At 58.3% G+C, this 23,999-nt stretch carries 28 protein-coding genes; 10 read left to right on the top strand and 18 right to left on the bottom strand.

The window, feature by feature from the left end; genetic code table 11:
- Nucleotides 1-4 precede the first annotated feature (4 nt).
- Nucleotides 5-1,789: a GMC family oxidoreductase gene (locus ACYZT5_RS24090; RefSeq protein WP_462047704.1), complete on the bottom strand. Its 1,785-nt coding sequence runs from the start codon at nucleotides 1,787-1,789 to the stop codon at nucleotides 5-7.
- A gap of 2 nt (nucleotides 1,790-1,791) precedes the next feature.
- The gene (locus ACYZT5_RS24085) at nucleotides 1,792-2,532 is read right to left on the bottom strand and encodes a gluconate 2-dehydrogenase subunit 3 family protein (RefSeq protein WP_462047703.1); all 741 of its coding nucleotides are present in this window, start codon (nucleotides 2,530-2,532) and stop codon (nucleotides 1,792-1,794) included.
- Nucleotides 2,533-2,831: 299 nt separating this feature from the next.
- Between ACYZT5_RS24085 and ACYZT5_RS24080 the strand changes: the two genes are divergently transcribed.
- Nucleotides 2,832-3,476 carry a phosphatase domain-containing protein gene (locus ACYZT5_RS24080; RefSeq protein ID WP_462047702.1) on the top strand — a complete coding sequence of 215 codons (645 nt, stop codon included), beginning with the start codon at nucleotides 2,832-2,834 and terminating at the stop codon, nucleotides 3,474-3,476.
- A gap of 9 nt (nucleotides 3,477-3,485) precedes the next feature.
- Here ACYZT5_RS24080 and ACYZT5_RS24075 read toward each other — a convergent pair whose 3' ends face one another.
- From ACYZT5_RS24075 to prlC, 3 genes are all read right to left on the bottom strand, one after another.
- Complete coding sequence (locus tag ACYZT5_RS24075; RefSeq protein WP_462047701.1) at nucleotides 3,486-5,528, bottom strand: M3 family metallopeptidase; 2,043 nt, start codon at nucleotides 5,526-5,528, stop codon at nucleotides 3,486-3,488.
- Nucleotides 5,529-5,642: 114 nt separating this feature from the next.
- Complete coding sequence (locus ACYZT5_RS24070; RefSeq protein WP_462047700.1) at nucleotides 5,643-5,930, bottom strand: YheV family putative zinc ribbon protein; 288 nt, start codon at nucleotides 5,928-5,930, stop codon at nucleotides 5,643-5,645.
- Nucleotides 5,927-8,005, bottom strand: a complete 2,079-nt coding sequence (prlC, locus tag ACYZT5_RS24065) for an oligopeptidase A (protein ID WP_462047699.1) — start codon at nucleotides 8,003-8,005, stop codon at nucleotides 5,927-5,929. The genes ACYZT5_RS24070 and prlC overlap by 4 nt, the downstream gene beginning before the upstream one ends.
- Nucleotides 8,006-8,081: 76 nt before the next feature.
- Between prlC and ACYZT5_RS24060 the strand changes: the two genes are divergently transcribed.
- Nucleotides 8,082-8,627: a gamma carbonic anhydrase family protein gene (locus tag ACYZT5_RS24060; RefSeq protein ID WP_462047698.1), complete on the top strand. Its 546-nt coding sequence runs from the start codon at nucleotides 8,082-8,084 to the stop codon at nucleotides 8,625-8,627.
- Nucleotides 8,628-8,653: 26 nt separating this feature from the next.
- Complete coding sequence (locus ACYZT5_RS24055) at nucleotides 8,654-9,304, top strand: HAD family hydrolase (RefSeq protein WP_462047697.1); 651 nt, start codon at nucleotides 8,654-8,656, stop codon at nucleotides 9,302-9,304.
- Nucleotides 9,305-9,411: 107 nt separating this feature from the next.
- On the opposite strand, the gene ACYZT5_RS24050 is transcribed toward ACYZT5_RS24055, so the two are convergent.
- Nucleotides 9,412-10,488: an aminopeptidase gene (locus tag ACYZT5_RS24050; RefSeq protein ID WP_462047696.1), complete on the bottom strand. Its 1,077-nt coding sequence runs from the start codon at nucleotides 10,486-10,488 to the stop codon at nucleotides 9,412-9,414.
- 59 nt (nucleotides 10,489-10,547) lie between these two features.
- Between ACYZT5_RS24050 and ACYZT5_RS24045 the strand changes: the two genes are divergently transcribed.
- Together ACYZT5_RS24045 and ACYZT5_RS24040 are read left to right on the top strand one after the other, a co-directional pair.
- Complete coding sequence (locus tag ACYZT5_RS24045) at nucleotides 10,548-10,970, top strand: PA0061/PA0062 family lipoprotein (protein ID WP_462047695.1); 423 nt, start codon at nucleotides 10,548-10,550, stop codon at nucleotides 10,968-10,970.
- Between the two features lie 40 nt (nucleotides 10,971-11,010).
- Nucleotides 11,011-11,433, top strand: coding sequence for a PA0061/PA0062 family lipoprotein (locus ACYZT5_RS24040; protein WP_462047694.1), 423 nt, complete (start codon nucleotides 11,011-11,013; stop codon nucleotides 11,431-11,433).
- Nucleotides 11,434-11,439: 6 nt separating this feature from the next.
- Here the strand turns inward: ACYZT5_RS24040 and ACYZT5_RS24035 are convergent, their stop codons facing one another.
- Both ACYZT5_RS24035 and ACYZT5_RS24030 read right to left on the bottom strand, forming a co-directional pair.
- Nucleotides 11,440-11,673 (bottom strand): DUF1161 domain-containing protein, encoded by a 234-nt coding sequence (locus ACYZT5_RS24035; RefSeq protein ID WP_008008029.1) that lies wholly within the window; start codon nucleotides 11,671-11,673, stop codon nucleotides 11,440-11,442.
- A gap of 157 nt (nucleotides 11,674-11,830) precedes the next feature.
- Entirely contained in the window at nucleotides 11,831-12,262 is a 432-nt protein-coding gene (locus tag ACYZT5_RS24030; RefSeq protein ID WP_008152515.1) for an OsmC family protein, read from the bottom strand.
- 240 nt (nucleotides 12,263-12,502) lie between these two features.
- Between ACYZT5_RS24030 and ACYZT5_RS24025 the strand changes: the two genes are divergently transcribed.
- On the top strand, nucleotides 12,503-13,504 hold the full coding sequence (locus tag ACYZT5_RS24025; protein WP_462047693.1) for an LLM class flavin-dependent oxidoreductase: 1,002 nt from the start codon (nucleotides 12,503-12,505) through the stop codon (nucleotides 13,502-13,504).
- 64 nt (nucleotides 13,505-13,568) lie between these two features.
- Here the strand turns inward: ACYZT5_RS24025 and ACYZT5_RS24020 are convergent, their stop codons facing one another.
- Entirely contained in the window at nucleotides 13,569-13,793 is a 225-nt protein-coding gene (locus tag ACYZT5_RS24020; protein ID WP_462047692.1) for a DUF1161 domain-containing protein, read from the bottom strand.
- Between the two features lie 122 nt (nucleotides 13,794-13,915).
- A complete protein-coding gene (locus ACYZT5_RS24015) occupies nucleotides 13,916-14,131 on the bottom strand; it encodes a dodecin (RefSeq protein ID WP_008027736.1) in 216 nt (71 codons plus the stop codon).
- 155 nt (nucleotides 14,132-14,286) lie between these two features.
- Between ACYZT5_RS24015 and ACYZT5_RS24010 the strand changes: the two genes are divergently transcribed.
- A complete protein-coding gene (locus ACYZT5_RS24010; RefSeq protein WP_008152522.1) occupies nucleotides 14,287-14,613 on the top strand; it encodes an ElaB/YgaM/YqjD family protein in 327 nt (108 codons plus the stop codon).
- Here ACYZT5_RS24010 and ACYZT5_RS24005 read toward each other — a convergent pair.
- Entirely contained in the window at nucleotides 14,610-15,503 is an 894-nt protein-coding gene (locus tag ACYZT5_RS24005) for a LysR family transcriptional regulator (protein ID WP_462047691.1), read from the bottom strand. The two genes, ACYZT5_RS24010 and ACYZT5_RS24005, sit on opposite strands and share 4 nt — an antisense overlap.
- A gap of 111 nt (nucleotides 15,504-15,614) precedes the next feature.
- Here ACYZT5_RS24005 and trpB point away from each other — a divergent pair, with 111 nt between their 5' ends.
- From trpB to ACYZT5_RS23990, 3 genes are all read left to right on the top strand, one after another.
- Nucleotides 15,615-16,850 (top strand): tryptophan synthase subunit beta, encoded by a 1,236-nt coding sequence (trpB, locus tag ACYZT5_RS24000; protein ID WP_309674347.1) that lies wholly within the window; start codon nucleotides 15,615-15,617, stop codon nucleotides 16,848-16,850.
- On the top strand, nucleotides 16,850-17,662 hold the full coding sequence (trpA, locus tag ACYZT5_RS23995) for a tryptophan synthase subunit alpha (protein WP_462047690.1): 813 nt from the start codon (nucleotides 16,850-16,852) through the stop codon (nucleotides 17,660-17,662). Before trpB ends, trpA begins: the two co-directional genes overlap by 1 nt.
- 121 nt (nucleotides 17,663-17,783) lie before the next feature.
- Entirely contained in the window at nucleotides 17,784-18,239 is a 456-nt protein-coding gene (locus ACYZT5_RS23990) for an anti-virulence regulator CigR family protein (protein WP_462047689.1), read from the top strand.
- A 51-nt stretch (nucleotides 18,240-18,290) separates the two neighbouring features.
- On the opposite strand, the gene ACYZT5_RS23985 is transcribed toward ACYZT5_RS23990, so the two are convergent.
- The 7 genes from ACYZT5_RS23985 to ACYZT5_RS23955 form a co-directional block, all read right to left on the bottom strand.
- Complete coding sequence (locus tag ACYZT5_RS23985) at nucleotides 18,291-20,252, bottom strand: DUF7844 domain-containing protein (RefSeq protein WP_462047688.1); 1,962 nt, start codon at nucleotides 20,250-20,252, stop codon at nucleotides 18,291-18,293.
- Nucleotides 20,249-20,569, bottom strand: a complete 321-nt coding sequence (locus tag ACYZT5_RS23980) for a DUF2388 domain-containing protein (protein WP_462047687.1) — start codon at nucleotides 20,567-20,569, stop codon at nucleotides 20,249-20,251. Before ACYZT5_RS23980 ends, ACYZT5_RS23985 begins: the two co-directional genes overlap by 4 nt.
- 27 nt (nucleotides 20,570-20,596) lie before the next feature.
- Complete coding sequence (locus tag ACYZT5_RS23975) at nucleotides 20,597-20,914, bottom strand: DUF2388 domain-containing protein (RefSeq protein WP_462047686.1); 318 nt, start codon at nucleotides 20,912-20,914, stop codon at nucleotides 20,597-20,599.
- Nucleotides 20,915-21,021: 107 nt separating this feature from the next.
- Nucleotides 21,022-21,339 carry a DUF2388 domain-containing protein gene (locus tag ACYZT5_RS23970; RefSeq protein WP_462047685.1) on the bottom strand — a complete coding sequence of 106 codons (318 nt, stop codon included), beginning with the start codon at nucleotides 21,337-21,339 and terminating at the stop codon, nucleotides 21,022-21,024.
- A gap of 145 nt (nucleotides 21,340-21,484) precedes the next feature.
- Nucleotides 21,485-21,694 (bottom strand): DUF1127 domain-containing protein, encoded by a 210-nt coding sequence (locus ACYZT5_RS23965; RefSeq protein ID WP_462047684.1) that lies wholly within the window; start codon nucleotides 21,692-21,694, stop codon nucleotides 21,485-21,487.
- Between the two features lie 257 nt (nucleotides 21,695-21,951).
- Complete coding sequence (locus ACYZT5_RS23960; protein WP_008154465.1) at nucleotides 21,952-22,167, bottom strand: DUF1127 domain-containing protein; 216 nt, start codon at nucleotides 22,165-22,167, stop codon at nucleotides 21,952-21,954.
- A 319-nt stretch (nucleotides 22,168-22,486) separates the two neighbouring features.
- On the bottom strand, nucleotides 22,487-23,980 hold the full coding sequence (locus ACYZT5_RS23955) for an acetyl-CoA hydrolase/transferase family protein (protein ID WP_462047683.1): 1,494 nt from the start codon (nucleotides 23,978-23,980) through the stop codon (nucleotides 22,487-22,489).
- Nucleotides 23,981-23,999: the final 19 nt, after the last annotated feature.

Below are 23,999 nucleotides of genomic sequence, written 5' to 3'. Positions count from 1 at the left end.
CTCCTTAAGCCTGAACCAGCGGGCCGGGATTTTTCAGGTACTGCTCGCGGATCGCCCGGGCCGACCAGTAGGTCAAGGCTGCCACCAGGCCGGTGGGGTTGTAGCCCAGGCCCTGTGGGAAAGCCGATGCTCCTGGGACGAAAACGTTATGCACATCCCAACTCTGCAAGTAACGGTTCAGGGCGCTGGTTTTCGGGTCGGTGCCCATGATCGCGCCACCGTTGAGGTGGGTGGTCTGGTAAGACGCGGTGTTGAAGTGATCGCCAACCTTCTTGCCCAGCACGGCGATGGCCTTGGGGTTCATCGCTTCGGCGATCTTGCCCATTTTCTCGACCATGAAGCGGTTCATCTTGATGTCGTTTTCCTGCCAGTCGAAGGTCATCCGCAACAGCGGCAAGCCGTAGGCATCGCGGTACACCGGGTCTAGATCGAGGTAGTTGCCGCGGTAGGATTGATGCGCACCGTGGGCGTCCATCGACACTTGATGGGTGTAGTAATCGGCCGTGGCACGTTTCCAGGCACTGCCCCAGGCCGGAGTGCCCGGCGGATTGGAGGTCCCGGCGATCGGTCGGCTGCCTGCCTGGTTGACCCACATCGGCGAGCCGCCGACGAAGCCATGAGGCCCGTGATCGAAGTTGTCGGCGTTGAAGTCGTCCACTGCCACGCCGTTACCGCCTGCACCGATAAAGTTGTTGGTGTGCGTGTCCTTGTCGAAGAACGCCTTGATCGTGGCCATGTTCTGGTAGGCAAAGTTCTTGCCGACCACGCCTTCGCCGCTGATCGGGTCGTACGGCTTGCCGATACCCGACAGCAACATCAGCCGCACATTGTGGAACTGGAAGGCACCGAGGATCACCAGGTCTGCAGGCTGTTCGATCTCCCGGCCCTGGCCGTCGATGTAGGTCACGCCTGTTGCCTTGCTCTTGGTGCTGTCGAGATTGACCTGCAACACGTGGGAGTTGGGCCGCAGCTCGAAATTGGGCAGCGGTTTGAGCGCCGGCAGAATGTTTACGTTCGGCGAGGCCTTGGAATACATGTAGCAGACATAGCCGCTGCAAAATCCGCAGAAGTTGCACGGCCCCATCTGTGCGCCGTAGGGATTGGTGTAGGGGCCTGACGTATTGGCCGAGGGCAGGTTGTAGGGTTTGTAACCCACTGCGGTGGCTGCGTTCTGAAACAACTGTGCGGATACGGTGTTCTTCTGCGATTCCAGCGGGAAATGATTCGAACGATCCGGCGCGTACGGATTGCCGCCCTTGCCTTCGCCGACCAACTGACCCTTCACTGTCCAGGCCTGACCCGACGTGCCGAAGACCTTTTCGGCGTAATCGAAAAACGGTTCCAGCTCTTCATAGCTGACGCCGAAGTCCTGGATGGTCATGTCCTTGGGGATGAAGCTTTTGCCGTAGCGTTCTTCGTAGTGGCTGCGCATGCGCAACTCGATCGGGTCGACCCGAAAGTGCACGCCGGACCAGTGCAGACCCGCGCCGCCCACGCCATTGCCCGGCAGGAACGCGCCCAATTGGCGGTTCGGCAGCGCGATGTCATTCACGCTATGGCGAATGGTCACGGTCTCCTTGGAAATGTCCTGGAAGAGTTTTTTACGCACGCTGTAGGTGAGTTCGTCGATCACCTGTGGATAGTTGCCGTCGGGGTAGGTGTCCTGCATCGGTCCGCGCTCCAGCGCCAGCACATTCAGGCCGGCTTCTGTCAGCTCCTTGGCCATGATCGCGCCCGTCCAGCCAAAACCGACGATCACTGCGTCGACCTTCTTCATTACCGTTGCCATGCTTACGCCCTCTCGCCGCGAATCGAAACTGCCGGGAAGGGGTATGGCTCGTTGCGTTCCACCCAATCCATGAAATCGGCGCGGGCGCCGGGGAAGCCGATCATGGTCCAGCCGATCATGCCTTTATTGCCGCCGTGAATCGGGTCGCAGAAGAACCCTTCTTTGGTGTTTTGCAGCAGCAGGTTGAAGAAAATCTTCGCTGGAACGCTGGCGAACTGAGGTTTTCCGGCCTCGAGTTGCTTGAGCAAATCGTCTCGGGTAGCGCTGTCTTGCTCAGCAAATACTTTACCGTTGAACGCTTTCGACCAAGCATCCGTAGCGGCGATGCCCAAGCGATAAATCTCTTTGGGCACCAGTTTGCTCTGCCAACCCATTTCTGGCGCAGCGTCTGCGTTGAACGGTCCCTGCATGAACCACAGCGCGCCGGCCGCGTAAGGCGTGTTCATTTGGCGGTCGATGTATTCGGGCACACCGGCTTCCAGGGCGCCTGGCCCTTGGGCATCGCTCGGAATCAGCTGGGCGACAGCAGCCTTGATAAACGTCCACTCTTCGGCGGTGAAGTAGGCAGGTTCATAGGTGCTGGTGCGGACCGGCGCTTTGCCGGCGCTGGCCGGAGCTGCTTCGGGTGCGGCCATCAGGACCGTGCTGCCCAGGCCGGTGCTGGCAACGGTAACCACCGGGATCAAGGTCAGGGATTTGCGCAAAAACTCACGCCGCGGGTTGTCTCGATCTTGATCGGACATAGGGGGGCACCTCATCAGGCATTAGCGGTTTTCAGCCATCTCGGAGGACGACTTTTCGTTTTGGCACCGACGCAGATCGCCCGCAAGCGCTGAGCAATAGGGCACATCGGTAATATTGAGAAACAAATGGTAGCAGGCTAAGCATAAAGATGAACCGTTTCAGCTAAAAAGCCTCGGTTTTGCGACGAAAGCGATCGGCTGATTCACGATTCTTTGACAGACGGCTCACAGGCCTTTGACCGCTCAGGGTTGAAGCTGGGTGTCATCTTCCCGCCTCTTCCTGAACGGTCCCCCCGAGCATGTCTCTACCGCGTTGTATCCCAGCGATTTGCCTGTCTCTGGCCGCACTTTTGAACCTCACGCTGGCCTTCGCCGACGACAGTGCCTTGCCCCGACCTGCGGAGTGGGCTCAATCGGTCGAGGTGCAATACAACCTCTTCAAAATGTCCCCGACGCTCTATCGCAGTGCATTGCCCGACCGAGGCGCGGTGCCGTTATTGGAAAAACTAAAGGTCGGGACGGTGATCACTTTCCTGCCCGAGTCGGATTCAAGCTGGTTGTCGACGCCAGGCATTGCACAGGTACAGCTGCCCTATCGCACCAACCATGTGGATGACGCGGATGTACTCAAGGCCCTTCGTGCGATCCAGACTGCCGAAACCACGGGACCGGTGTTGATGCACTGCAAACATGGTTCGGACCGCACTGGCCTGATGGCGGCCATGTACCGGGTCGTGGTGCAAGGCTGGAGCAAGGAAGACGCCATAAACGAAATGACCCAGGGCGGCTTTGGCGACAGCACCCATTTCAAGGACGGCGTCCGTTACATGATGCAGGCCGATGTCGACAAGCTCCGCACCGCGCTGGCCAACGGCGATTGCAGCACAAGTCCGTTCGCCAGCTGTTCGATGAAGAGTTGGTTCAAATCGGCCCACGTCGAGTAAACCGCTGCGTCAGCGGGCAACGGCCTCTGACGAAAGCGCGAAAAGGTCTTCGGCGATCGGCCGTTCAAGAAACACTTCCAGGGCGGTCAGCAAGGAGCGCGAATCACCCGGAGAAAAAAACGCCTCGCGAAAGGCTCGCCCTGTTTGCGCATTGAAGACCCAATCTTGGCGGAATCGCTTGAAAGCTTCGGTAGCCAGTACGATTGACCACGTGTAGGCGTAAACGGAGGCTGCATAACCGGTCACCATGTAGTCAAAACTGTTTGCGAACCGGCAGTACGACGGCAATTGCAAGTGGGGAACCTCCCGCTGTACGTCTTCAAAGACCTGCTGGACGCTACGTCCATCTCCCTGGCAACGGTGCAATTCGAAGTCGAACAAGGCACCCATCAGCAACTGCGCGGATTGCCAGCTGTTCTGGGTTTGAATGGCGGTCAGCGCCACCTCGACTCGCTCCTCGGTCAAGCGCGCACCGGTCTGATGATGGGCGGCCAGCCACAGCAGAAACGCCTGTGACAGGCACCAACGTTCGAACAACTGCCCGGTGAACTCTGCTGTATCGCGTCCCAGTTCAGAAATGCCGGAAAGGGTGTAGTGAGGCGAACGCGTCAGAATATGTTGCAAGCAATGACCAAACTCATGGAACAACACACGCAGGTCCAAGTGCGCGAGGAGGCAAGGATGATCGGCGTTTGCAGGTGTGAAGTTGCCGTGAAGAACGGCAATGGGCAGCGTCAATTGACCTTCGGCGCTTACTCGCCGGTTGCGGCGCGTGGCGGTCCAGGCGTAGTCCGCTGCCTCCTCTCGGTGGAAAGGATCAAGGTAAATATGTCCGATCATCTGCCCATGCTCGCTGATTTCAAACAGACGCACGCTGTCATGCCAGCGGCTGAACGTTTTCTGCTCGACGATCTGTATGCCGAACATGCGCTCGCTGAACAGGCACAGTCGGTGCAACGTTCCGTCCAGTGGAAAATAGTCCCGCAGGTTTTTCAGGGCGCCACCGAGGCGGTGCTGACGTAGTTGTTCGGCAAGAAACTCGCGGTCCCACGGTTGGATCTCGGCAATGCCCCGTTCGAGCGCAAACGCCTTGAGTTCCTGTGCGTCCTTCTCGATATCCGGCGTTGCCAGCGTTACTTGCTGCCGCAGGAATCCGCTGACTTGTGCGGTTGATTCCGCCATTTCCGTCGCCAGGGTGAGTTGTGCGAAATTTTCGTACCCGAGCAATCCGGCTTTTTGGTGACGCTGGGACAACAGCAACTCCAGTACGGGGCCATTATCGAATTGTCCGGCGTGCGGGCCTTGATCGGACGCTCGCGTGGCGTACGCAAAAAAGTATTCTTCGCGCAGCGCTCGATTTTCGGCATAGGTCATGACCCGATTGTAAGTGTCCTGCCCCAGACGGATCAGCCAGCCCTCATGTCCTGCCTGTTGCGCGTTGAGCGCCAGACGGACCTTTGTTGCCTGGGATAAACCGTTGAGTTGCGTGACGTCATCAATGCGTTTGCTCCAGGCCGCAGTGGCGTTTTCCAAATGGCTTAGAAACAGGCTTTCGAGCAGGCTGATGTGTAGATTCAGGCGAGCAAGTTGCTGCTGTTGTTCGGAGGCCAAGTGGATTCCCGACATGTGAAACCTGCGCAGAATCTTGGTCAGCACCGCTTTGCGGGACTCATCGAAACTCCGGGCAATCGGGCTTTGCGCCAGACGTTGGTACGCTCGGAACAGCGCTTGATTGCTCATCTTTTCAGTCTTGTACTGCGCCATGGCATCGACACACATAGCGCTCGCCGTCTTCCAGGCGTTGCCGTCGTGTTTCACCATCCCCAGGGTTTCGATGACGCCCATGGCCTCATCCAGACGCGCGTCGGTTTCATCGACTGCCAGGACCAGGTCATCCCAGGTCGGGAATGCGGATTGGGAGGCGATGATTTCAACAATGGCCTGACGGTTGTCAGCAATGATGGTTTCGATGGCCGCCACAAGATGTTCGGCGCGGACGGTCGACCAGGGTGGCAGGTCCCAGGCCTGCAAAAGCGGATTGGTGTCGGGCATGGCGTCTTCCTTGAGTAGAGGCTGAGTTCGGTCAGCCTATAAAGGAAGAGCAGGGGAAAGGTGGTAGATAGATACCACCTTCCAATCCGTTCAGGAGTGGAAGGTGGTGTTGACTCAGTGTTGCTCGTCAGGCTTTTTCTTCAGCTTCGGGTTCGGGAAAAACTGCACGGCCTGAACCTTGGCGTCCGGCACCTTCAGCGCTGAGGTGTTGACCCGTGTGCCCAACTCCTTGGGCACCGACAGGCCTTGTTCATTCAACGTGTCGGAATAACCGCAGGCCACGCACTCGCGGTGCGGGACTTCGTCTTCGTTCCACATCATCAACTTGTCCGGCTCGCTGCATGCCGGGCAGACCGCCCCGGCGATAAAGCGTCTTTTGGTCATCACAGGCCCCTCACTCATGCTGCCGCGACCTCACTCAGGCCGCTATGGCGCAAGAGTGCGTCAATCGACGGCGGGCGTCCCCGGAAGTCGACGAACAGCACCATCGGCTCCTGGGAACCACCGCGCGCCAGAATCGCTTCACGGAATGCGCGACCCGTGTCGGCGTTGAGGACGCCGTCTTCTTCGAACTTCGAGAAGGCATCGGCCGACAGCACTTCAGCCCATTTGTAGCTGTAGTAACCCGCCGCGTAACCGCCGGCGAAGATGTGGGCGAAGCTGTTAGGGAAACGGTTGTAGGCCGGTGGACGCATGACCGAGACCTCGTCACGCACACCTTCGAGTACTTGCAGCACGCTACGCCCGTCGCCGTGGGTGGTGTGGAGTTCGAAGTCGAACAGCGAGAACTCCAGCTGACGAACCATCATCAGGCCGGACTGGAAGTTCTTCGCCGCGAGCATTTTCTCCAGCAAGTCCTGAGGCAGCGGTTCGCCGGTTTCGTAGTGACCGGAGATCAGCGCCAGACCTTCCGGTTCCCAGCACCAGTTCTCCATGAACTGGCTTGGCAGCTCGACCGCATCCCAGGCCACGCCGTTGATGCCGGATACGCCGGCGTGTTCAACGCGGGTCAACAGGTGATGCAGGCCATGACCGAATTCGTGGAACAGGGTGGTGACTTCGTCGTGGGTCAGCAGGGCTGGCTTGCCGCTGTCGGCCGGGGTGAAGTTGCACACCAGGTTCGCCACCGGGCTCTGCAGTGCGCCTTCAGCCGTGCGGCGACGGTCGCGGGCGCCGTCCATCCAGGCACCGCCGCGCTTGTTGGCGCGGGCGTAGAGGTCGAAGAAGAAGCGACCGACGTGCTGGCCGTTTTCCTTGATTTCGAACAGGCGAACATCCGGGTGCCAAGTGTCGAAGCCTTTCTGCTCGGCGATTTCGATGCCGTACAGACGCTGGACGATAGCGAACAGACCGCCCAGCACTTTGTCGATCGGGAAGTAAGCGCGAAGGGTTTCCTGGGCGACGCTGTAGCGCTGCTCGCGAAGCTTTTCACCGTAGAAACCGCTGTCCCAGCTTTGCAGGTCCGGGCAGCCTTGTTCAGCGGCGTAAGCCTTGAGCTGTTCCAGATCCTGGGCGGCGAACGGCTTGCTGCGCTTGGCCAGATCGCGCAGGAAACTGAGTACCTGATCGCTGGACTCGGCCATTTTGGTTGCCAGGCTCAGCTCCGAGAAGCTGGCGAAACCGAGCAGCCTGGCGAGTTCCTGACGCAGGTCGAGGATTTCTACCATGACCGGGCCGTTATCGTTCTGACCGGCATTCGGGCCTTGGTCCGACGCACGGGTGCAGTAAGCGGCGTAGACTTCTTCGCGCAAGGCGCGGTCATGGGCGTAGGTCATCACCGCGTAGTAGCTCGGGAATTCCAGGGTGATCAGCCAGCCATCCAGGTCTTTGGCTTGGGCGGCGGCGGCCATTTGCGCCTTGGCCGAATCGGTCAGGCCGGCGAGGGAGGCTTCATCGGTGACGTGCTTGGTCCAGGCCTGAGTGGCGTCGAGCAACTGGTTGGAGAAGCGACTGCCCAGCTCCGACAATTTGCTCTGCACTTCGGCGTAACGCTTTTGTTCGGCTTCCGGCAGGTCGATACCCGACAAACGGAAGTCACGCAGTGAGTGTTCCAGGATAGTTTTCTGCGCCACGTCGAAACCGGCAGCTTCGGGGCTGTTGGCCAGTGCTTCGAACGCTTCAAACAGTTCGCGGTTCTGCCCCAGTTCGGTGGAATAGGCGCTCAAGGCTGGCAGGCAGGATTCGTAGGCTTCGCGCAGTTCGGCGCTGTTGCACACGGCATTCAGGTGGCTGACCGGGCTCCAGGCCGCGCCCAGTCGATCATTCAGCTCGTCCATCGCCAGCACCAGGCCAGCCCAGGTCGGTTGTTTGCCCTGGTTTTTGAGGATCTCGATAATGGCGGCGCGGTTGTCAGCCAGGATCTGTTCGATGGCCGGTTGCACGTGTTCGGCACGGATCGCCGAGAACGGCGGCAGGTCGTAGGACTGCAAAAGAGGGTTGTTCACGCTCACGGTTGGCACCTTGGCTGGAAGAAACATGCATGAAGAAACATAGCCCCATCATAATTACAATCGACGGCTACCGCAGCTATCAGCAAAAGAGAGAGAGCCTATCGTGACCCTTCGCAAGTATCAGAACCACACCCCGCTGCTCGGCAAAGGCGCCTTTGTCGACGGTTCGGCGGTGGTGATCGGCGACGTTGAAATCGGCGAAGACAGCTCGGTCTGGCCGCTGACGGTGATTCGTGGCGACATGCACCGTATTCGTGTTGGCGCGCGCACCAGCGTGCAGGACGGTTGTGTGCTGCACATCACCCATGCAGGGCCGTTCAATCCCGATGGCTTTGCGTTGCTGATTGGCGACGATGTGACCATCGCGCATAAAGTCATGCTCCACGGCTGCACCGTGGGCAATCGGATTCTGATTGGCATGGGCAGCATCGTCATGGACGGTGCGGTGGTCGACGACGATGTCATCATTGGTGCTGGCAGCCTGGTGCCGCCGGGCAAACGCCTGGAAAGCGGCTTCCTTTATGTGGGCAGCCCGGTGAAGCAGATCCGGCCGCTGACTGACAAGGAAAAAGCCTTTTTCACCTACAGCGCGGCGAATTACGTGAAGCTCAAGAATTTGCATCTGGCCGAAGGCTACGACCAGCTCTGACACTGCGCCCTTATTCAGGATTCAACATGCATTACCAAACCGTATTGTTTGACCTCGATGGCACCCTGACCGACCCGCGCGAGGGCATCACCCGTTCGATCCAGTTCGCCCTCAGCAAACTGGGCATCGATGAGCCCGACCTGACCAAGCTCGAACACTTCATCGGCCCGCCATTGTTGCAGGCGTTCATGCAGTTCTACGACTTCGACGAGCCCAAGGCCTGGGAGGCGGTGAACTTCTATCGCGAACGCTTCAAAGTCACCGGTTTGTACGAGAATCGTGTATTTGATGGCGTCACGCCGCTGCTGGAAACACTCAGCGGGCAAGGGCGACAGCTATATATCGCCACGTCCAAGCCATGGGTTTTCGCCCGGGAAATTGCTCGGCACTTCGACTTCGCCAAGCACTTTAAAGTGATCTATGGCAGCGAACTGGATGGAACCCGGACCAACAAAGTCGAGCTGATCTCCCACTTGATGGCCGAAGAAAGCCTGGATCCGGCCAACACCCTGATGATCGGCGACCGTAAGCACGATTTGATCGGTGCGCGCAGCAACGGGCTGGATGCGGCGGCGGTGGGTTACGGGTTTGGCAGTCGGGAAGAGTTGAGCGCTGAAGCACCGGCCTATCACTTCGAGACGCTGGAAGAGATGCATCAGGCGTTTTTGCAGCGTTAGTTGAATCGCCTTCGCGAGCAGGCTCGCTCCCACATTGGATCTGCGGTGTATAGATACCCTGTGGGAGCGAGCCTGCTCGCGAAGAGGCCCGCTCAGCCACCGAAACTTTATGATCCAGACAATACTTTCAAAGCCGCTTTACGCTCAACAACCGGTAAGGCTCCGAGCTTCTCGACGGCCGCATAAAACTTCACCCAATCCCCACCCGCCTGTCTGAACAATGCCGAAAACGCCGACACCCATTGGTCGTACAGCCCAAACGGCAACAGCCGGGCATTGTTCATCGGCGCATTGATCCACGCGTCATAGCGTTTGTCCCCGGCCCACTGGCTATCGCGCAGCTGCCGGTATTCACCCCGCAATCGCTCGAACTCGGCGGCTTTGCGCTGGCGCATCGGGTCGGCGGCCAGGGGGAGGGTGTACAGCCGTTCAAGTCGCGAGCGGGTATCCAGAACCAATTGAATAAACTGGTCCCGTTGCTGCACCTGCGCGCCGCTGTCTGGCGCGAGGCCGCGGAATGCACGCCATTGGCGGGTGCCTTCCTGTTCGACGAAGGTGGCGAAAGACTCATTGAATTCGGTGTCGTCCTTCACATAAAAGCGTTGATGCGCCAGTTCATGGAAGATCAGCGTGGCCAATCGTTCGTCGCCCCAGCCCATCATCGAACTGATGATCGGATCGTTGAACCAGCCGAGCGTCGAATAAGCCTCGACGCCACCGATCGACACGTCCATACCTTGCAGTCGTTGCAATGCCGCCTCACCGCGGGCCGCGCTCTGACTGTAAAAACCGCGATAGGCCACGCAACCGGCGACCGGGAAGCAATGGTTCTGCGGCGTCAGAGAAAATTCCGGCGTGGCGAAGACATTCCAGACTACGAATGGCCGGCCAATGTCGGCGTACAAACGGTAACTCTGGTTATCCGGCAGATGCAGCTGTTGGCTGGCGAACGTGCGGGCCTTTTGCGATTGAGTCAGGTGCGCACGCAATAGCTGATCGCGACCGGGATCGGCAATCACTGTGGAAACCGGCTCCCGTGCCCGCAGCAATTGCAGCTGACCACTGGCCAATTGGCCGTAATAGCTGACGCTGGCGCAACCGTTGAGCAACAAATACAACACACCCGGAAACAAAATGCGTAAAACGCGATCAAGTAACCCAAGGCTTGGAAGCGGCCTGATCAAAATGAATCATCCCTGGAGAGTCTGCCCGCAAGACTATCCCGCCTGACTGGAGCTCCGCTATGCGCACGTTGATGCTGACAGGAAGCCTGCTGATGCTGGCAGGTTGTGCTGGATTCGGATTACCTTCCCATGATCCGGCTCAAGCGTGGATCGACCTGGAATCGAAGCAGGAAGACACCGCGCTGCAAGCGCTGGAAGTCGATGACAAGGCCTCCACCGACAAGCGCTATTTCGAGGTTCAGCCAGGTAGCCATGAGCTGACGGTTCGTTACCAATTCCCGGTCGCGCCAACCAACATTGGGCCCGACGCCGAGCCGCTATGGCGTGACTGCCAGTTGAACGTGAAATTCAACGACTTCAACGCTGGCGAGCGGTATCAACTGCAGGCGGGGAATATCGGTTTTCGGCCGTGGGCAAAGCTCTATGATCAGCAGCGAAAAGTGATTGGCCGGGGTGTACCGGCAGGCTGCCAACGCAGTTGATCAGCGCTATGCTGAATGCCCAATCCTCGGGACATTTATCATGCGCAGGTTAATGCTATTGCTTGCTGCAAGCGTTGTTGCTGGCTGTCAGAGCCCGCTGCCGGCGGTAAATCCGCAGATGGCCTGGGTCGAATTCTCTACGCCATTCCCCAACGATAAATTGCTGATGGCCGAACGACTGGACAAGCAGCGATTGCGCGACGGGCGTTTTTTCCAGGTCACCCCCGGTAGCCATGAGCTGATTGTTCGATTCGACTTTGAAGTACCCGGTGGTGGGGGCATGGGCATGATGAGCGCTCCCACGGAACGCTTGTGCTACCTGACCATCAACTACGATCATTTCGAAGCCGGCCAGCGTTATGTACTGGAAGGCCGCTCGATAGCGTTCACCCCCGGCGCCCGGTTGTACAACGCCAAGCGTGAAATCGTCGCTGAAGACCGAGAGTCCTATTGCCTCATGTGAGGTGAATCAGCGGTCGTTCTTCTGGTAGATGATTTTCTTGGTGCCGTTTTCGCACGTGCCGACGACCATGTTCTGATCGTGCACTTCATCATTGGTGACGATCTCCAGGGTGTAGGACGAGACGTTATTGGCCTGGATCTTGGCTTCAATCTCGGCCTTGAGTTCTTCACAGGATTTCGGTGCGGCCAGGGCCGATGTGGCCAGCGCGCAGCAGATAACCGCCAAGGCAAAACGTTTCATGGTTGAAGCTCCTTTGAGGCAGCGCGCACGGTAATGCGCTTTCGCTGCTGTCATTTATTCGACCACAATCTCGCCAGCCAGGTTTTGTTTCAGGGCAAAAAAAGAACGCAGCCCGCCGAGGCTGCGATCTTTTATCGGGGCGCGCGACAACCCGCTATCAGCTGACCAACGTTGCATCCAGACTGATTTTCGCATTCAGCACTTTGGAAACCGGGCAGCCCTCTTTGGCTTTATTGCTCAGCTCCTCGAACTGCGCCTGAGTCGCCCCAGGAATTTTCGCCTTGAGAATCAATTTCACTGCCGTGATCGCAAAACCACCGTCCACTTGGTCCAGGGTGACTTCGGCATTGGTATCGATGCTGTCGGCCTTGAGACCGGCATCGCCGAGAATCATCGAAAACGCCATGGAGAAGCAGCCCGCGTGCGCCGCGCCGATCAGCTCTTCCGGATTGGTGCCCTTGCCGCCTTCGAAACGTGCCTTGAAGCCGTAGGGTGCTTCTCTGAGTACACCGGTTTCCGTGGAAATCGAGCCGATGCCGGTTTTCAGGTCACCTTCCCAATGAGCCGATGCTTTCTTCGTAATAGCCATGTCTGCCTCCTCAAGATCCGGCGCGAAGCGTCACGCCTTCGTGTTTTTCGGTTGCTAGGGTTCTGAGGATAGACGGTGGTGCAAAGTTCACCTGATCTGATAGGTCCGATTATTTCGTAGGATTTTTGGCCCTGCTATTGAAACTCGGGTATATGCCCTCATTGCATGAACACGCTTATAGATTCGGCAGGTTTTCGTTTGTAAGAAAAAACCTGCGCCCTCAATTGGAGAAGCAGGCTTATGAAACAACTGTCCGATATCAAGTTCTCGACCCTTGATCTGGTGCCTGTGCGGGAGAACGGCAGCGCGGCCCAGTCGCTGCGCAATTCCCTGGACCTGGCGCAGCACGTCGAGAAGTTCGGCTACAACCGTTTCTGGGTTGCCGAACACCACAACATGGACGGTATTGCCAGTTCGGCGACCTCGGTATTGCTTGGTTACTTGGCAGGTGGCACTTCGACTATACGTGTCGGCTCCGGTGGCGTGATGTTGCCCAACCACGCGCCGCTGGTGATCGCCGAGCAGTTCGGTACGCTCGAAAGTCTGTACCCGGGCCGGATTGACCTGGGCCTGGGTCGTGCCCCCGGTTCCGATCAGATGACCGCCCGCGCCTTGCGTCGTGAACGCTCCGGCAGCGCCGACGATTTCCCGGAGGACGTGGCGGAACTGATGCGCTACCTCGGTCCGCGCACCCCGGACCAGCGGATTATCGCGATGCCGGGCACCGGCACCCATGTCCCGGTCTGGTTGCTGGGCTCCAGCCTGTTCAGTGCACAACTGGCTGGCGAGCGCGGTTTGCCTTACGCCTTTGCCTCACATTTCGCACCGCGTTTCATGCATGAGGCCATTCGCGTCTACCGCAATCACTTCAAGCCTTCAGCGGTATTGGATAAACCCTACGTGATGCTCGGTGTTCCGTTGGTGGCTGCTGATACCGATGAGCAGGCCGATTATCTGGCGACCTCGGTCTACCAGCGCATCCTGGCGTTGATGCGTGGCCAGAGTCTGGTGCAACGTCCGCCGGTAAAAACCATGGACGGCCTGTGGCTGCCTCATGAGAAAGAGGCGGTCGGCGATTTCCTTGGTCTGGCCATGGTCGGCAGTCCGCAAAAAATCCGCGCCAAACTGGAAGTGCTGATCGAGCAGACCCAGGCGGACGAGCTGATTTTCACCTGCGACCTGTACGAACATGCCGATCGTGTGCACTCCTATGAGCTGCTGGCGCAGGTCATGAAGGGCTGACGCTCAAAAAACGAGCACAAAAAAGCCGACGTCATTGCGTCGGCTTTTTCATTTTCGAGGGAGGTCAGCCTTGCTTGTAGACGATTTGCTTGGAGCCTTTTTCACAGGTGCCGACGATTTTCCCGCCAGCAGCAGCGCCTTTATCGACGATTTCCAGTGAATAATTAGAAATGCCCTTGGCATCAAGTTTCGCTGTGATTTCAGCTTTCAGCTCTTCGCACGACTTGCCCTGAGCCAGGGCGGTTCCCGCAAGACTCAACAAACCTACCGCCAAAATAAAATACTTCATCGATCGCATTCCCTGGTCGGATCAATAGGGGCACCCAGCGATCAGCCGGATGTACTGATGTAGCGCTTTGCCATTCCCTATGGCGCTCGGCCAGCGCGCAATTTCCGAAGATTAGCTCAAACTCAGCTGCTGGCAATCCGGAAACCGACTTTGAGCGTCACCTGGAAGTGTGCAGCCTTGCCGTCCTTGATGTGCCCGCGGGTTTCGGTCACTTCGAACCATTCCATGTACTTGAGACTTTTACTGGCTTCGGCCAGTGCGTTGTTGATGGCGTCTTCAATGCTGCTGGTGGACGAGCCAACCAGTTCGACTTTCTTGTAGGTGTGATGGTCAGTCATGGCGTTCTCCTCAGGGTGTGAAATACAGCCTAGCAGTGATTTTTCGTCTTACTGCTGCCAGCCAATCCAAGAGGGGCGTTCAGATTTACTGCACTTTCTCGAACCCCTGAAGTCCCAACCAACACACGCAACTCAATCAATGCAGGAGAGCCACCATGGCCAACACCTCTTTACGTAAAGCCTCATTGCAAAGCATGGAAGCCGAGATCGAGAGTCTGCTGAAATCTTTGGAAAACTTGAAAGACGACGCCTCGGATGAGTCGCGTAAAACCCTAAAAGCCTTGAAAAGCAACGCCGAAAACGCGCTGAAGCATTCGCGCCATCTGCTCAGCGATGCGTATGAAGAAGTCAAAGTCAAAACCCGTGAAACCGGGATTGCCACGCGGGACTACGCGCAGGAACACCCTTGGACTACAGCGGGTGTCGCCGTCGGTGCATTGGGTCTGCTCGCGGCTTATCTGCTGTTCAAACGCGGTGATTAATCCGTCTGGCGCAGCTCGTTTTTGAGCCACTGCGCCAGTTGCCGAGCGCGCCCGTCCGCGGCGCGCTTGGGTAGCCACAACGCCAGTTGCGCCGGGGTTTCACTGAAGCCCCATGGCGCAACCAGGCGACCGGCCTTCAAGTCCTCGGCCACCAGCGGTTCAGGGGCAATCGCCACACCCAGCCCGGCCACTGCGGCCTCCAGCAAATAATACAAATGCTCGAAACCCTGACCGTACTTCAACGCCTTTGCGTCGAGGCCTATTTGCTGTGCCCAGCTAGGCCAGGCCTGTGGGCGTGAGGTGGTGTGCAGTAATGGCTCGTTCAGCAGCGCTGTCGGCGGTGCGTCTTGCAGACGTTCGTGGCCCGCGAATCGCGGGCTCATGACCGGGCCGATGCGTTCGCTCGCCAACTCATACACCTGCATGTCCGCTGGCCACGGTGGCTCGGCAAACACCAGCAAGGCATCCAGTCCCGGACGCCGTGGATCGAGATCACCCTCGCCAGCCGACAGGTGCAGGCGCAGGTCCGGCAGGTCGGTATTCAACCGTCCCAACCTGGGAATAAACCAGCGTGCCAGCAAGCTTCCCGAGCAACCCAGTACGAAAGGCGCATCGGCGGTACTTTGGGTCAGCTCTGCACAAACAGTCCGCAAGCGCTCGAACGCCTCACCGCTGGCATCGCGCAAACGAATGCCGGCATCTGTGAGTTTCAGGCCGCGTCCATCCTTGATGAACAGGCTCACGCCGAGGTGTTCTTCCAATACCTTGAGCTGACGGCTGACCGCGCCATGGGTGACGTGCAGCTGTTCTGCGGCCTTGCTGACGCTGTTCAAGCGGGCAGTCGCTTCGAAGGCTCGAAGGGCGTTCAGCGGAGGAAGGTCATGGCTCATTGGATTTGTGAGTTTTCCTGACAGGTTACGGCGATCTTATCGGTTTTCAGCTCAAAACATCAGGGGTAGAGTTAACCCCATTGTCATCTCACGCATTCACTGGAGCGACCCATGACCCAGACTAATCTGCGCAACGGCCCCGACGCCAACGGCCTGTTTGGCGCGTTCGGCGGCCGTTACGTCGCCGAAACCCTGATGCCGTTGATCCTCGACCTGGCCCGTGAATACGAATTGGCCAAGGATGATCCTGCGTTCAAAGAAGAATTGGCCTACTTCCAGCGCGACTACGTAGGTCGTCCAAGCCCGCTGTACTTTGCCGAACGTCTGACAGAGTTCTGCGGTGGCGCGAAGATTTACCTCAAGCGCGAAGAGCTGAACCACACCGGCGCGCACAAGATCAACAACTGCATTGGCCAGATCCTGCTGGCGCGGCGCATGGGCAAGAAACGCATCATCGCCGAGACCGGCGCTGGCATGCACGGCGTGGCGACGGCCACCGTGGCTGCACGTTTTGGCCTTGATTGCGTGATCTACATGGGCACCACTGACATCGAACGTCAGCAAGCCAACGTATTTCGCATGAAGCTGTTGGGCGCCGAAGTAATCCCGGTCGTGGCCGGTACCGGTACCTTGAAAGATGCGATGAACGAAGCCCTGCGTGACTGGGTGACCAACGTCGACAGCACCTTCTACCTGATCGGCACTGTGGCCGGTCCGCACCCTTATCCTGCGATGGTTCGTGACTTCCAGGCCGTTATCGGCAAAGAAACCCGTACTCAACTGCAAGCTCAGGAAGGTCGTCTGCCGGACAGCCTTGTGGCGTGTATCGGTGGTGGTTCCAACGCCATGGGCCTGTTTCACCCGTTTCTTGATGACAAGAGCGTCGAGATCATTGGCGTTGAAGCCGCCGGTTACGGCATCGAAACCGGCAAGCACGCAGCCAGCTTGAATGGCGGCGTACCGGGCGTGCTGCACGGTAACAGGACCTTCTTGCTGCAGGACGACGATGGCCAGATCATCGACGCTCATTCCATCTCTGCCGGCCTCGACTACCCAGGTATCGGACCGGAACACGCCTGGTTGCACGACATCGGCCGCGTTCAGTACACCTCGGTAACCGACGACGAAGCCCTCGACGCATTCCACAAATGCTGTCGCCTGGAAGGGATTATTCCTGCACTGGAAAGCGCCCATGCCCTGGCCGAAGTGTTCAAACGCGCACCGACCCTGCCAAAAGATCACCTGATGGTGGTCAACCTGTCCGGCCGTGGCGACAAAGACATGCAAACCGTGATGCACCACATGGAACACTCTCAGCAAGAGCAATCCAAGCAGGAGAAACACTGATGAGCCGCCTGCAAACGCGTTTTTCCGAACTCAAGGAACAGAATCGTGCCGCCTTGGTGACCTTCGTTACCGCTGGCGACCCGAGCTATGACACCTCTCTGGCGATCCTCAAAGGCTTGCCCGGCGCCGGTGCCGACGTGATCGAGTTGGGCATGCCCTTCACCGATCCAATGGCCGACGGCCCGGCAATCCAGTTGGCCAACATCCGCGCCCTCGGCGCCAAGCAGAACCTGGCGAAAACCCTGCAAATGGTTCGCGAGTTCCGTGAAGGCAACAGCGAGACGCCGCTGGTGTTGATGGGCTACTTCAACCCGATTCACATGTATGGCGTGCCGCGTTTCATTGCCGACGCCGTCGATGCCGGTGTTGACGGTCTGATCGTTGTCGACTTGCCGCCGGAGCATAACGGTGAGCTATGCGATCCGGCTCAGGCAGCAGGTCTGGATTTCATCCGTCTGACGACACCGACGACCGATGATGTGCGCCTGCCGACTGTTCTGAACGGCAGCTCTGGTTTCGTTTACTACGTGTCTGTTGCCGGTGTGACCGGTGCGGGCGCGGCGACTCTGGAGCATGTTGAAGAAGCGGTTGCCCGTCTGCGTCGCCATACTGATCTGCCGATCAGCATCGGTTTCGGCATTCGCACACCGGAGCAAGCGGCGTCCATCGCTCGCCTCGCGGACGGTGTGGTGGTGGGTTCGGCGTTGATCGATCACATCGCCAATGCGTCGACTCCGGATCAGGCTGTCGATGGCGTGTTGAGTCTTTGCGCGGCGCTGGCCGATGGCGTGCGTAAGGCCCGCGTCAGCTGAAGGTAAAGTTTCTGATACAGAGGAATTAGAGCCTCGCGGCACAGACTAAACAGCAAGACCGAGGGCTTCAGGACTACGTTCTGAAGCCCTTTTTGCTGTATGTGCAGTGAGGAAAGACCCGATGAAAATGCCGAAACGTCTGATTGCCAGCTTGGGTGTGCTGATGCTCAGTGCCACCCCGTTGCTGAATGCGAATGCCGACCAGCGCGACGATCACGACCGCGGCGGCCAGCAGCAGGGCCATTACGATAACCACGGTGACAATCATGGCGACGATCACCGTGGCCCGCAGGACAATCATCGCGGCGGGCCTCCGCCACGGGACTTCGGCCCGGTGCGCCAGACTATCCACGATAATCATGGCTATTTCGTACGCGGTGCTCCGCCCCCTCCGGGTATTCATCTGGTTCGTGGCCGGCCATTGCCTCACGGCTATTACGGCGAACGCCTGGATAACCGTGCCTTGGGCCGGTTGCCGTATTACCCAGGGTACGAATGGCGTCGTGCGGGCGGCGACATTGTACTGGTCGCCGTAGGAACCGGGATCGTTTATGAAATTCTCGAAGGGGTGCTTTGAAACAGCCTGTAGACGTTGGAGGCTTCGCGGATCAACCGCGTAGCCTATTGTTTACGGTAACTCCAACCCGCCCGACGCCTTGTGCAACTTCCTCAGATGCTCGCCGACTTGCTTCAGGTTGGCTTCATTGGCGGCCATCTCGGCCGCACGGCTCGGTTCGAGCAGCGCTCTCACCTCTTTGTCCAGAGCGCCTGTCAGTGCCTGAAGCTGCTTCTGCCGCAGGCTGCTTTCCGACTCCAGACGCTGCCACTCACTCGGCTGCGGCAATCCATAACCCCCGGTGCCAAGCAGCTCCGCCGGGCGGCTGAGGAATCCGCTGTTGGCAAGAATTTGCTGCAAGGTCGCGTTGGCTTTGTCCATGCCGCCGTTTTTCAATTCCCGAGCGCCCAGATAGCGCTGCTTTACTTCGTCCTGGGCCAGCACCAATTGTTGGCGGAAGGCTGCCTGCTCCAACAACAGCAAGGCTGCGCTGGTGCGCAAATCGGCTTGGTCGATCCATTGCCGGCGCTCTTCAGCTTTCAAGGCGAGCCAGTCTTCGACCTTTTCCTGCTTGATCGGCAAGTGTTTCTTCAGCACTTCGAACATCGCTTGATAACGATCGCGGAAGGAGTCGAAACGATAGCCCAGACGCAGCGCTTCGCGGGGATCATCAAGCACGCTGGTGTCCGCCAGTCCGCGGCCCTTGAGCACTTCCAGCAAGCCGTTGGGCATGATGTTGTCCAGCCCGACCAGTTTCGCGTTGTTGGTGCCGCTACGCAGTAACTTCAGGCCTTCTACCGCGCAGTTGTTGGACAGGAAGAAGTAGTTGCCGTCGTAACTCCAGTGCATCTCGGCGGCGTGTTCCACCACGTCTTCGATTTCGCCTCGCGACAAATTCAGCGGCACCGACGCGAGGCTGCGCAATTCGGTCTTGGTGTATTCGTCGATTACCTGGGCCAGCGGCAGGACAAACAGGCGCGACGGATATTTGCCCACCAATCCGTCCCAGCTCGACAGCTGCACGTCACCGACGAAGGCGCGGTAGGACAACACCAGATGCTGATCAAGATCCAGCCGACAATCCGGCCCACGTGGCCGGCCGGGTGCACAGATCACCAACCGCAACATGCTGTGGCCCCAGCGGCTGACCCAGTTCTGGTTGGCTTCAGCCAGCAGATAGTCGACGGCGTACACTCGTTCCGGATCGACCTTGCCCAGTGGCGTTTTGGCGAAATCGTTGCCGGCATTGAGGAAGGAGAAGGTTTTGCCACACGCGTCTTTAGCGGCGGGCGCCCAGCCGAAATGTTCTTTGTAATAGCGGTACAGCGCAGGACGGCGGCAGGCGTAGGCCGGGTCGAGAAGGAAATACTCCATGTTGACCGCGACAAATTCCTTGGGGCTGCTTGTTTCGTAAATGTCCGGGCTGCGGGCAATTTGCCGGTTATGTTGTTCGCGCTCGCCGCGGCGACCAACGTACTGCGGCCAGCCGGCGAGGTCGAGCAGGCGCGGGTCGTCGCTGAGGGTAAAACGCCGTGCTGATTGGCCGCGGCATTGATCCGGGATACCCACCAGTCCCGAGCTGCTGTTGCGCTGGGTGCAGCGCTGAATCAGCGTGCGTTCCGCTTCTGGCCACAGGCGCGAGCGGTCATAGATATGGGTAAGTTCGTGCAACACAGTGGCAAGCATTTCGCGGCGCACGGTGCCATGGGGACGATAGGTCTTCTTGGTAGCGGCGCTGCCGTCAGTGAGGCTGGCAAGCAGATTGCGGTTCAGATCGAGCTCGGACACCAGCGACGCCTGACCGTAAGCGTTGCTCGGCATGTCATCGGTCCAGCCGACGTCGATGCGTCGGTCGAGCTGCTCGATGAACCGCGGCGGCAGTGCCTGCATGGCTTCATCGAGCAACGCCTGACTGGCCTGCTGTTGAGCGGGGCTGAGGCCGTCGGTCTTGAGCCTTAATTGCAAGTCAGCCTGGGCCGTGTTGCCGAGCAGCAACATGACCCCGGCCAACAGCCAGGCGCCTGGCGACCTCACAGTGCGAGGATGGCTTCGGCGAGAACCTGATCACTGGCGTCGCGCGCTTCCGGTACGCGGGTGCGCAATGTGTTGAAGGCAGCTTCCAGGTGCGCGCCACGAATGTCGCCATCGCTGGCAACGAAACTGGCTGCATCGTCGTGGGCTTCACGAATGATCTTCGAGTCACGGATGGACGTCGTGGTATCGGAGGTGAAATCAAGGGTGCGCCGAGTGGCGTTGATGAGGATGTTACTGGTGGCGACCAGGGTGTGCGCCTGGGCCACATCAGCCAATAACAGCAGGCCAAGGGCGGCAACAATCAGAGGGCTACGCATGGAACGACTCCGCAAGAACAAGGATAACTATTGGACGAGAATTGCCTGCGCCAGTTCAAGGTCGCTGGCATGAAGTTTTGGCTGGGTCCGGCGCAGATAAATCAGGGCGGACTCCAGTTGTGCTCCTCGCAGTTGGCCGTCGCTGGCGATAAACGCCGCAGCATCATCTTGTGCCGCGAGGAGCAGCTTACGGTCGAAGGGGGCGGAGGTCACCATGCTTGTGGCGTAGCCGGTGGCCACGATGCCTTGTGTAGAAAGGTTGAAGGCGTCAAAGGCATGGGCCGAGCCCACCCAGCAGGCTGCCATGAAGGTCGGAGTAATCAGCAGATTTGAAAGAAAACGCATGAGACTCGATAGCTGAAAGCGAGTCCCAAGGCTAGCGCAATGCCCGGTTTAGAGCCAGCGCCGAAACATTGGGACACGGCGGGCGTGTCCCACGTCAGTGATGCCGCTTAAATCGTCAGTATGGCTTGCGCCAGTTGTGCATCAGTCGCGCTCAGCTGAGGTGCCTGGTGGCGAATATGGTCGAGTGCGCTTTCCAGTTTCACACCACGAATGGCGCCTTCGCTGGCAACGAAGCTGGCGGCGTCGTCACGGGCGGCGCGCACGATTTTGTCATCGCGAAAGGACGAAGTGACATCGGAGGTCGCATCGGACGTGGCCTTGAGCGCGTCGACGACGGTATCGGTGGTCACGATAAAGCTGGAGGCGTGGGAATTGGCTGCCACGGCAAGCAGGGCTGCAGCGCTGAGCAGACGAAGACGGGACATGGTGGAACTCCTTTGGAAAAACCGATTAAGAGGTGGCGCAGTGTCTGTTGAGTCAGACGCCAGTCAAGCAACGTTCGCCACGTTCTATCTGGATATTAGGCCTGTGGGTATCGGTTCGAACAGTCCCGTCTGCTCAAGCACCGAGCTAGCGCCAGAATGGTTTATCCAATTCGTTGAGACGATCCGCGCGGCTGATGCATAGGTCTGAGAGCTGCCGGTCATTGAGTTGGCCCAGTAAACGCCGGGTTCGGGCCCTTTCCAGGCAGTTTGCGAGGCTCCTCAGTAATTTACGAAACCAATGGGGGCGAGGCGTTGATTGAGGCGTGGAAACGGAAACATCCAGTAAGTGATTCATGGCGCGGTCCTTTTGTTGGCCATTCGGGATTTCAGGGTGATCCCTTCCTACCTACCGCAACAGACACACTACACTGAAATTGTACTGGTTCAGTTTCTAAAATAATAAAACTGTACCTGTTAAGGGCGGTCTCCTCTGTATGATCCGTATTGTTGCCCCAAAACGACAAAGCCCGTCGTGGTTTCCCACGACGGGCTTTGTTTTTTCAATTTGGATGCTGGCGGTGGACCCGGTGGGTCAGAGCCAGCGACGCTAACTTAGCGCCAGAACGGCTTGCTCAGCTCTTCGTAGCGTTGTGCTTCGCTAATTCCGGCGTCAGCCAGCAGACGCGAATCCAGACGAGCCAGTTGATGGCGGCTGGAGATGCGGCGCTGCCACAGCATCAGGTTAGCGAGAACGCGAAGTGGCGTGGAAGCCTGGGTTTTTACAGCGTTGTCTTCGAAAAACAGCTCGGAACTGAGTGTACGTTCCATGGTTGACATCCTTCCGCTTATGGCGGGATTAGGTAGTGGTTTAACTGATGCCAATGATCCTCTCGTTTGGCTAGTCCCTGTAGATACAGTTCACCTGTATTGTGAGGTACCAGTTAACTGTTAATGGGTGGTGTACTGGTCGAAATTGAGGCAACTGTACTTGTCGGCACTAACATGGTGCGTTTTAGATGATTTCGCCGAAAAAGGTAGGCCATTTCGGTAGGAAATGACCGGTACAGCAGTACAGTTTTAAGCACATTTCTACTTGGCAACAGCAGGCTGACGAAACTGTGTTTGCGTCAGCCGCCATCTGTATCAATTACACCGTCAGCATTCGCCCGGTTTCTTCAAGGTTGATGTGCCAGCTCAGGGCATCACGCAGAATATGCGGCGTGTGTCCGCCGAGTGCACAAGCAGCTGTGAAGTAGTCATCCAGGGCTTGGCGATAGTCCGGGTGCACGCAGTTATCGATGATGACTCGCGCGCGCTCTCGCGGCGCCAGGCCACGCAAGTCCGCCAGACCGATCTCCGTGACAAGGATGTCAACGTCATGCTCGGTGTGATCGACGTGGCTGACCATCGGTACCACGCTGGAAATCGCGCCACCCTTGGCGATCGACTTGGTCACGAAGATCGCCAAATGCGCGTTGCGCGCAAAGTCGCCCGAACCGCCGATGCCGTTCATCATCCGCGTGCCGCAGACGTGGGTGGAGTTGACGTTGCCATACAGGTCGAATTCAAGCGCCGTGTTGATGCCGATGATGCCGAGCCGACGCACCACTTCCGGGTGGTTGGAAATTTCTTGCGGGCGCAGGACCAGTTTGTCCTTGTAGCGCTCAAGGTTGCCGAAAACATCGGTATTGCGACGGCTCGACAAGGTGATCGAACTGCCGGAAGCAAAACTCAGCTTGCCGGCGTCAATCAGATCGAACGTCGAATCCTGCAACACTTCGGAATACATGGTGAGGTCTTCGAACGGCGAGTCGATCAGGCCACACATCACCGAGTTGGCGATGTTGCCGATACCGGCTTGCAGCGGGCCGAGCTTGTTGGTCATGCGCCCGGCAGCCACTTCCTGCTTGAAGAAGTCGATAAGGTGGTCGGCAATGGCTTGGGTATCAACGTCAGGCGGCAGCACAGTGGACGGCGAGTCGGGCTGATTGGTGATCACGATAGCAACGATCTTTTCCGGCGGAATCGGGATGGCCGTGCTGCCAATGCGATCATCGACCTTGACCAGCGGAATCGGTGTGCGGGTCGGCCGATAGGTCGGGATATAGATGTCGTGCAGGCCTTCGAGATTCGGGTTGTGCGCCAGGTTGATCTCGACGATCACGTGCTTGGCGAAAATCGCGAAGCTGGCCGAGTTACCCACCGAAGTGGTCGGCACGATATGGCCTTGCTCGGTAATCGCCACGGCCTCAATCACCGCGATGTCCGGCAGTTTGAGCTGCTGGTTGCGCAGTTGCTCGACGGTTTCCGAGAGGTGCTGGTCAATGAACATCACTTCGCCGGCGTTAATGGCCTTGCGCAGCGTGCTGTCGACCTGGAACGGCATGCGTCGTGACAATACGCCGGCTTCGGTAAGCTGTTTATCGAGGTCGTTGCCCAGGCTGGCGCCGGTCATCAACGTGATTTTCAGAGGGGTGATTTTGGCGCGTTCGGCCAGTGCGTGGGGCACGGCTTTGGCTTCGCCGGCGCGAGTGAAACCACTCATGCCGACGGTCATGCCGTCTTGAATCAAAGCGGCAGCGTCAGCGGCGCTCATCACCTTATCCAACAACGAAGGCAAGCGGATACGATCACGGTACATGGATTGTTATCTCGGGCAA

It is taken from the genome of Pseudomonas sp. LB3P14 (assembly GCF_054898045.1).
The sequence above is the reverse complement of the archived record's forward strand: the minus strand, read 5'-3'. Positions and strand labels throughout refer to the sequence as shown.

Excerpts from the sequence above, each read along its gene's own strand:
- ACYZT5_RS23955 (WP_462047683.1), bottom strand. The coding sequence starts at position 23,980 with ATGTACCGTGATCGTATCCGCTTGCCTTCGTTGTTGGATAAGGTGATG.
- ACYZT5_RS24030 (WP_008152515.1), bottom strand. The coding sequence starts at position 12,262 with ATGGCTATTACGAAGAAAGCATCGGCTCATTGGGAAGGTGACCTGAAA.
- trpA (WP_462047690.1), top strand. The coding sequence starts at position 16,850 with ATGAGCCGCCTGCAAACGCGTTTTTCCGAACTCAAGGAACAGAATCGT.
- ACYZT5_RS24070 (WP_462047700.1), bottom strand. The coding sequence starts at position 5,930 with ATGAGTGAGGGGCCTGTGATGACCAAAAGACGCTTTATCGCCGGGGCG.
- ACYZT5_RS23960 (WP_008154465.1), bottom strand. The coding sequence starts at position 22,167 with ATGGAACGTACACTCAGTTCCGAGCTGTTTTTCGAAGACAACGCTGTA.
- ACYZT5_RS24080 (WP_462047702.1), top strand. The coding sequence starts at position 2,832 with ATGTCTCTACCGCGTTGTATCCCAGCGATTTGCCTGTCTCTGGCCGCA.
- ACYZT5_RS24055 (WP_462047697.1), top strand. The coding sequence starts at position 8,654 with ATGCATTACCAAACCGTATTGTTTGACCTCGATGGCACCCTGACCGAC.
- ACYZT5_RS24085 (WP_462047703.1), bottom strand. The coding sequence starts at position 2,532 with ATGTCCGATCAAGATCGAGACAACCCGCGGCGTGAGTTTTTGCGCAAA.
- ACYZT5_RS24010 (WP_008152522.1), top strand. The coding sequence starts at position 14,287 with ATGGCCAACACCTCTTTACGTAAAGCCTCATTGCAAAGCATGGAAGCC.
- ACYZT5_RS24005 (WP_462047691.1), bottom strand. The coding sequence starts at position 15,503 with ATGAGCCATGACCTTCCTCCGCTGAACGCCCTTCGAGCCTTCGAAGCG.
- ACYZT5_RS24075 (WP_462047701.1), bottom strand. The coding sequence starts at position 5,528 with ATGCCCGACACCAATCCGCTTTTGCAGGCCTGGGACCTGCCACCCTGG.
- ACYZT5_RS24025 (WP_462047693.1), top strand. The coding sequence starts at position 12,503 with ATGAAACAACTGTCCGATATCAAGTTCTCGACCCTTGATCTGGTGCCT.
- ACYZT5_RS23965 (WP_462047684.1), bottom strand. The coding sequence starts at position 21,694 with ATGAATCACTTACTGGATGTTTCCGTTTCCACGCCTCAATCAACGCCT.
- ACYZT5_RS24090 (WP_462047704.1), bottom strand. The coding sequence starts at position 1,789 with ATGGCAACGGTAATGAAGAAGGTCGACGCAGTGATCGTCGGTTTTGGC.
- ACYZT5_RS24015 (WP_008027736.1), bottom strand. The coding sequence starts at position 14,131 with ATGACTGACCATCACACCTACAAGAAAGTCGAACTGGTTGGCTCGTCC.
- ACYZT5_RS23980 (WP_462047687.1), bottom strand. The coding sequence starts at position 20,569 with ATGCGTAGCCCTCTGATTGTTGCCGCCCTTGGCCTGCTGTTATTGGCT.
- trpB (WP_309674347.1), top strand. The coding sequence starts at position 15,615 with ATGACCCAGACTAATCTGCGCAACGGCCCCGACGCCAACGGCCTGTTT.
- ACYZT5_RS23975 (WP_462047686.1), bottom strand. The coding sequence starts at position 20,914 with ATGCGTTTTCTTTCAAATCTGCTGATTACTCCGACCTTCATGGCAGCC.
- ACYZT5_RS24045 (WP_462047695.1), top strand. The coding sequence starts at position 10,548 with ATGCGCACGTTGATGCTGACAGGAAGCCTGCTGATGCTGGCAGGTTGT.
- prlC (WP_462047699.1), bottom strand. The coding sequence starts at position 8,005 with ATGTTTCTTCCAGCCAAGGTGCCAACCGTGAGCGTGAACAACCCTCTT.
- ACYZT5_RS24035 (WP_008008029.1), bottom strand. The coding sequence starts at position 11,673 with ATGAAACGTTTTGCCTTGGCGGTTATCTGCTGCGCGCTGGCCACATCG.
- ACYZT5_RS23970 (WP_462047685.1), bottom strand. The coding sequence starts at position 21,339 with ATGTCCCGTCTTCGTCTGCTCAGCGCTGCAGCCCTGCTTGCCGTGGCA.
- ACYZT5_RS23990 (WP_462047689.1), top strand. The coding sequence starts at position 17,784 with ATGAAAATGCCGAAACGTCTGATTGCCAGCTTGGGTGTGCTGATGCTC.
- ACYZT5_RS24040 (WP_462047694.1), top strand. The coding sequence starts at position 11,011 with ATGCGCAGGTTAATGCTATTGCTTGCTGCAAGCGTTGTTGCTGGCTGT.
- ACYZT5_RS24020 (WP_462047692.1), bottom strand. The coding sequence starts at position 13,793 with ATGAAGTATTTTATTTTGGCGGTAGGTTTGTTGAGTCTTGCGGGAACC.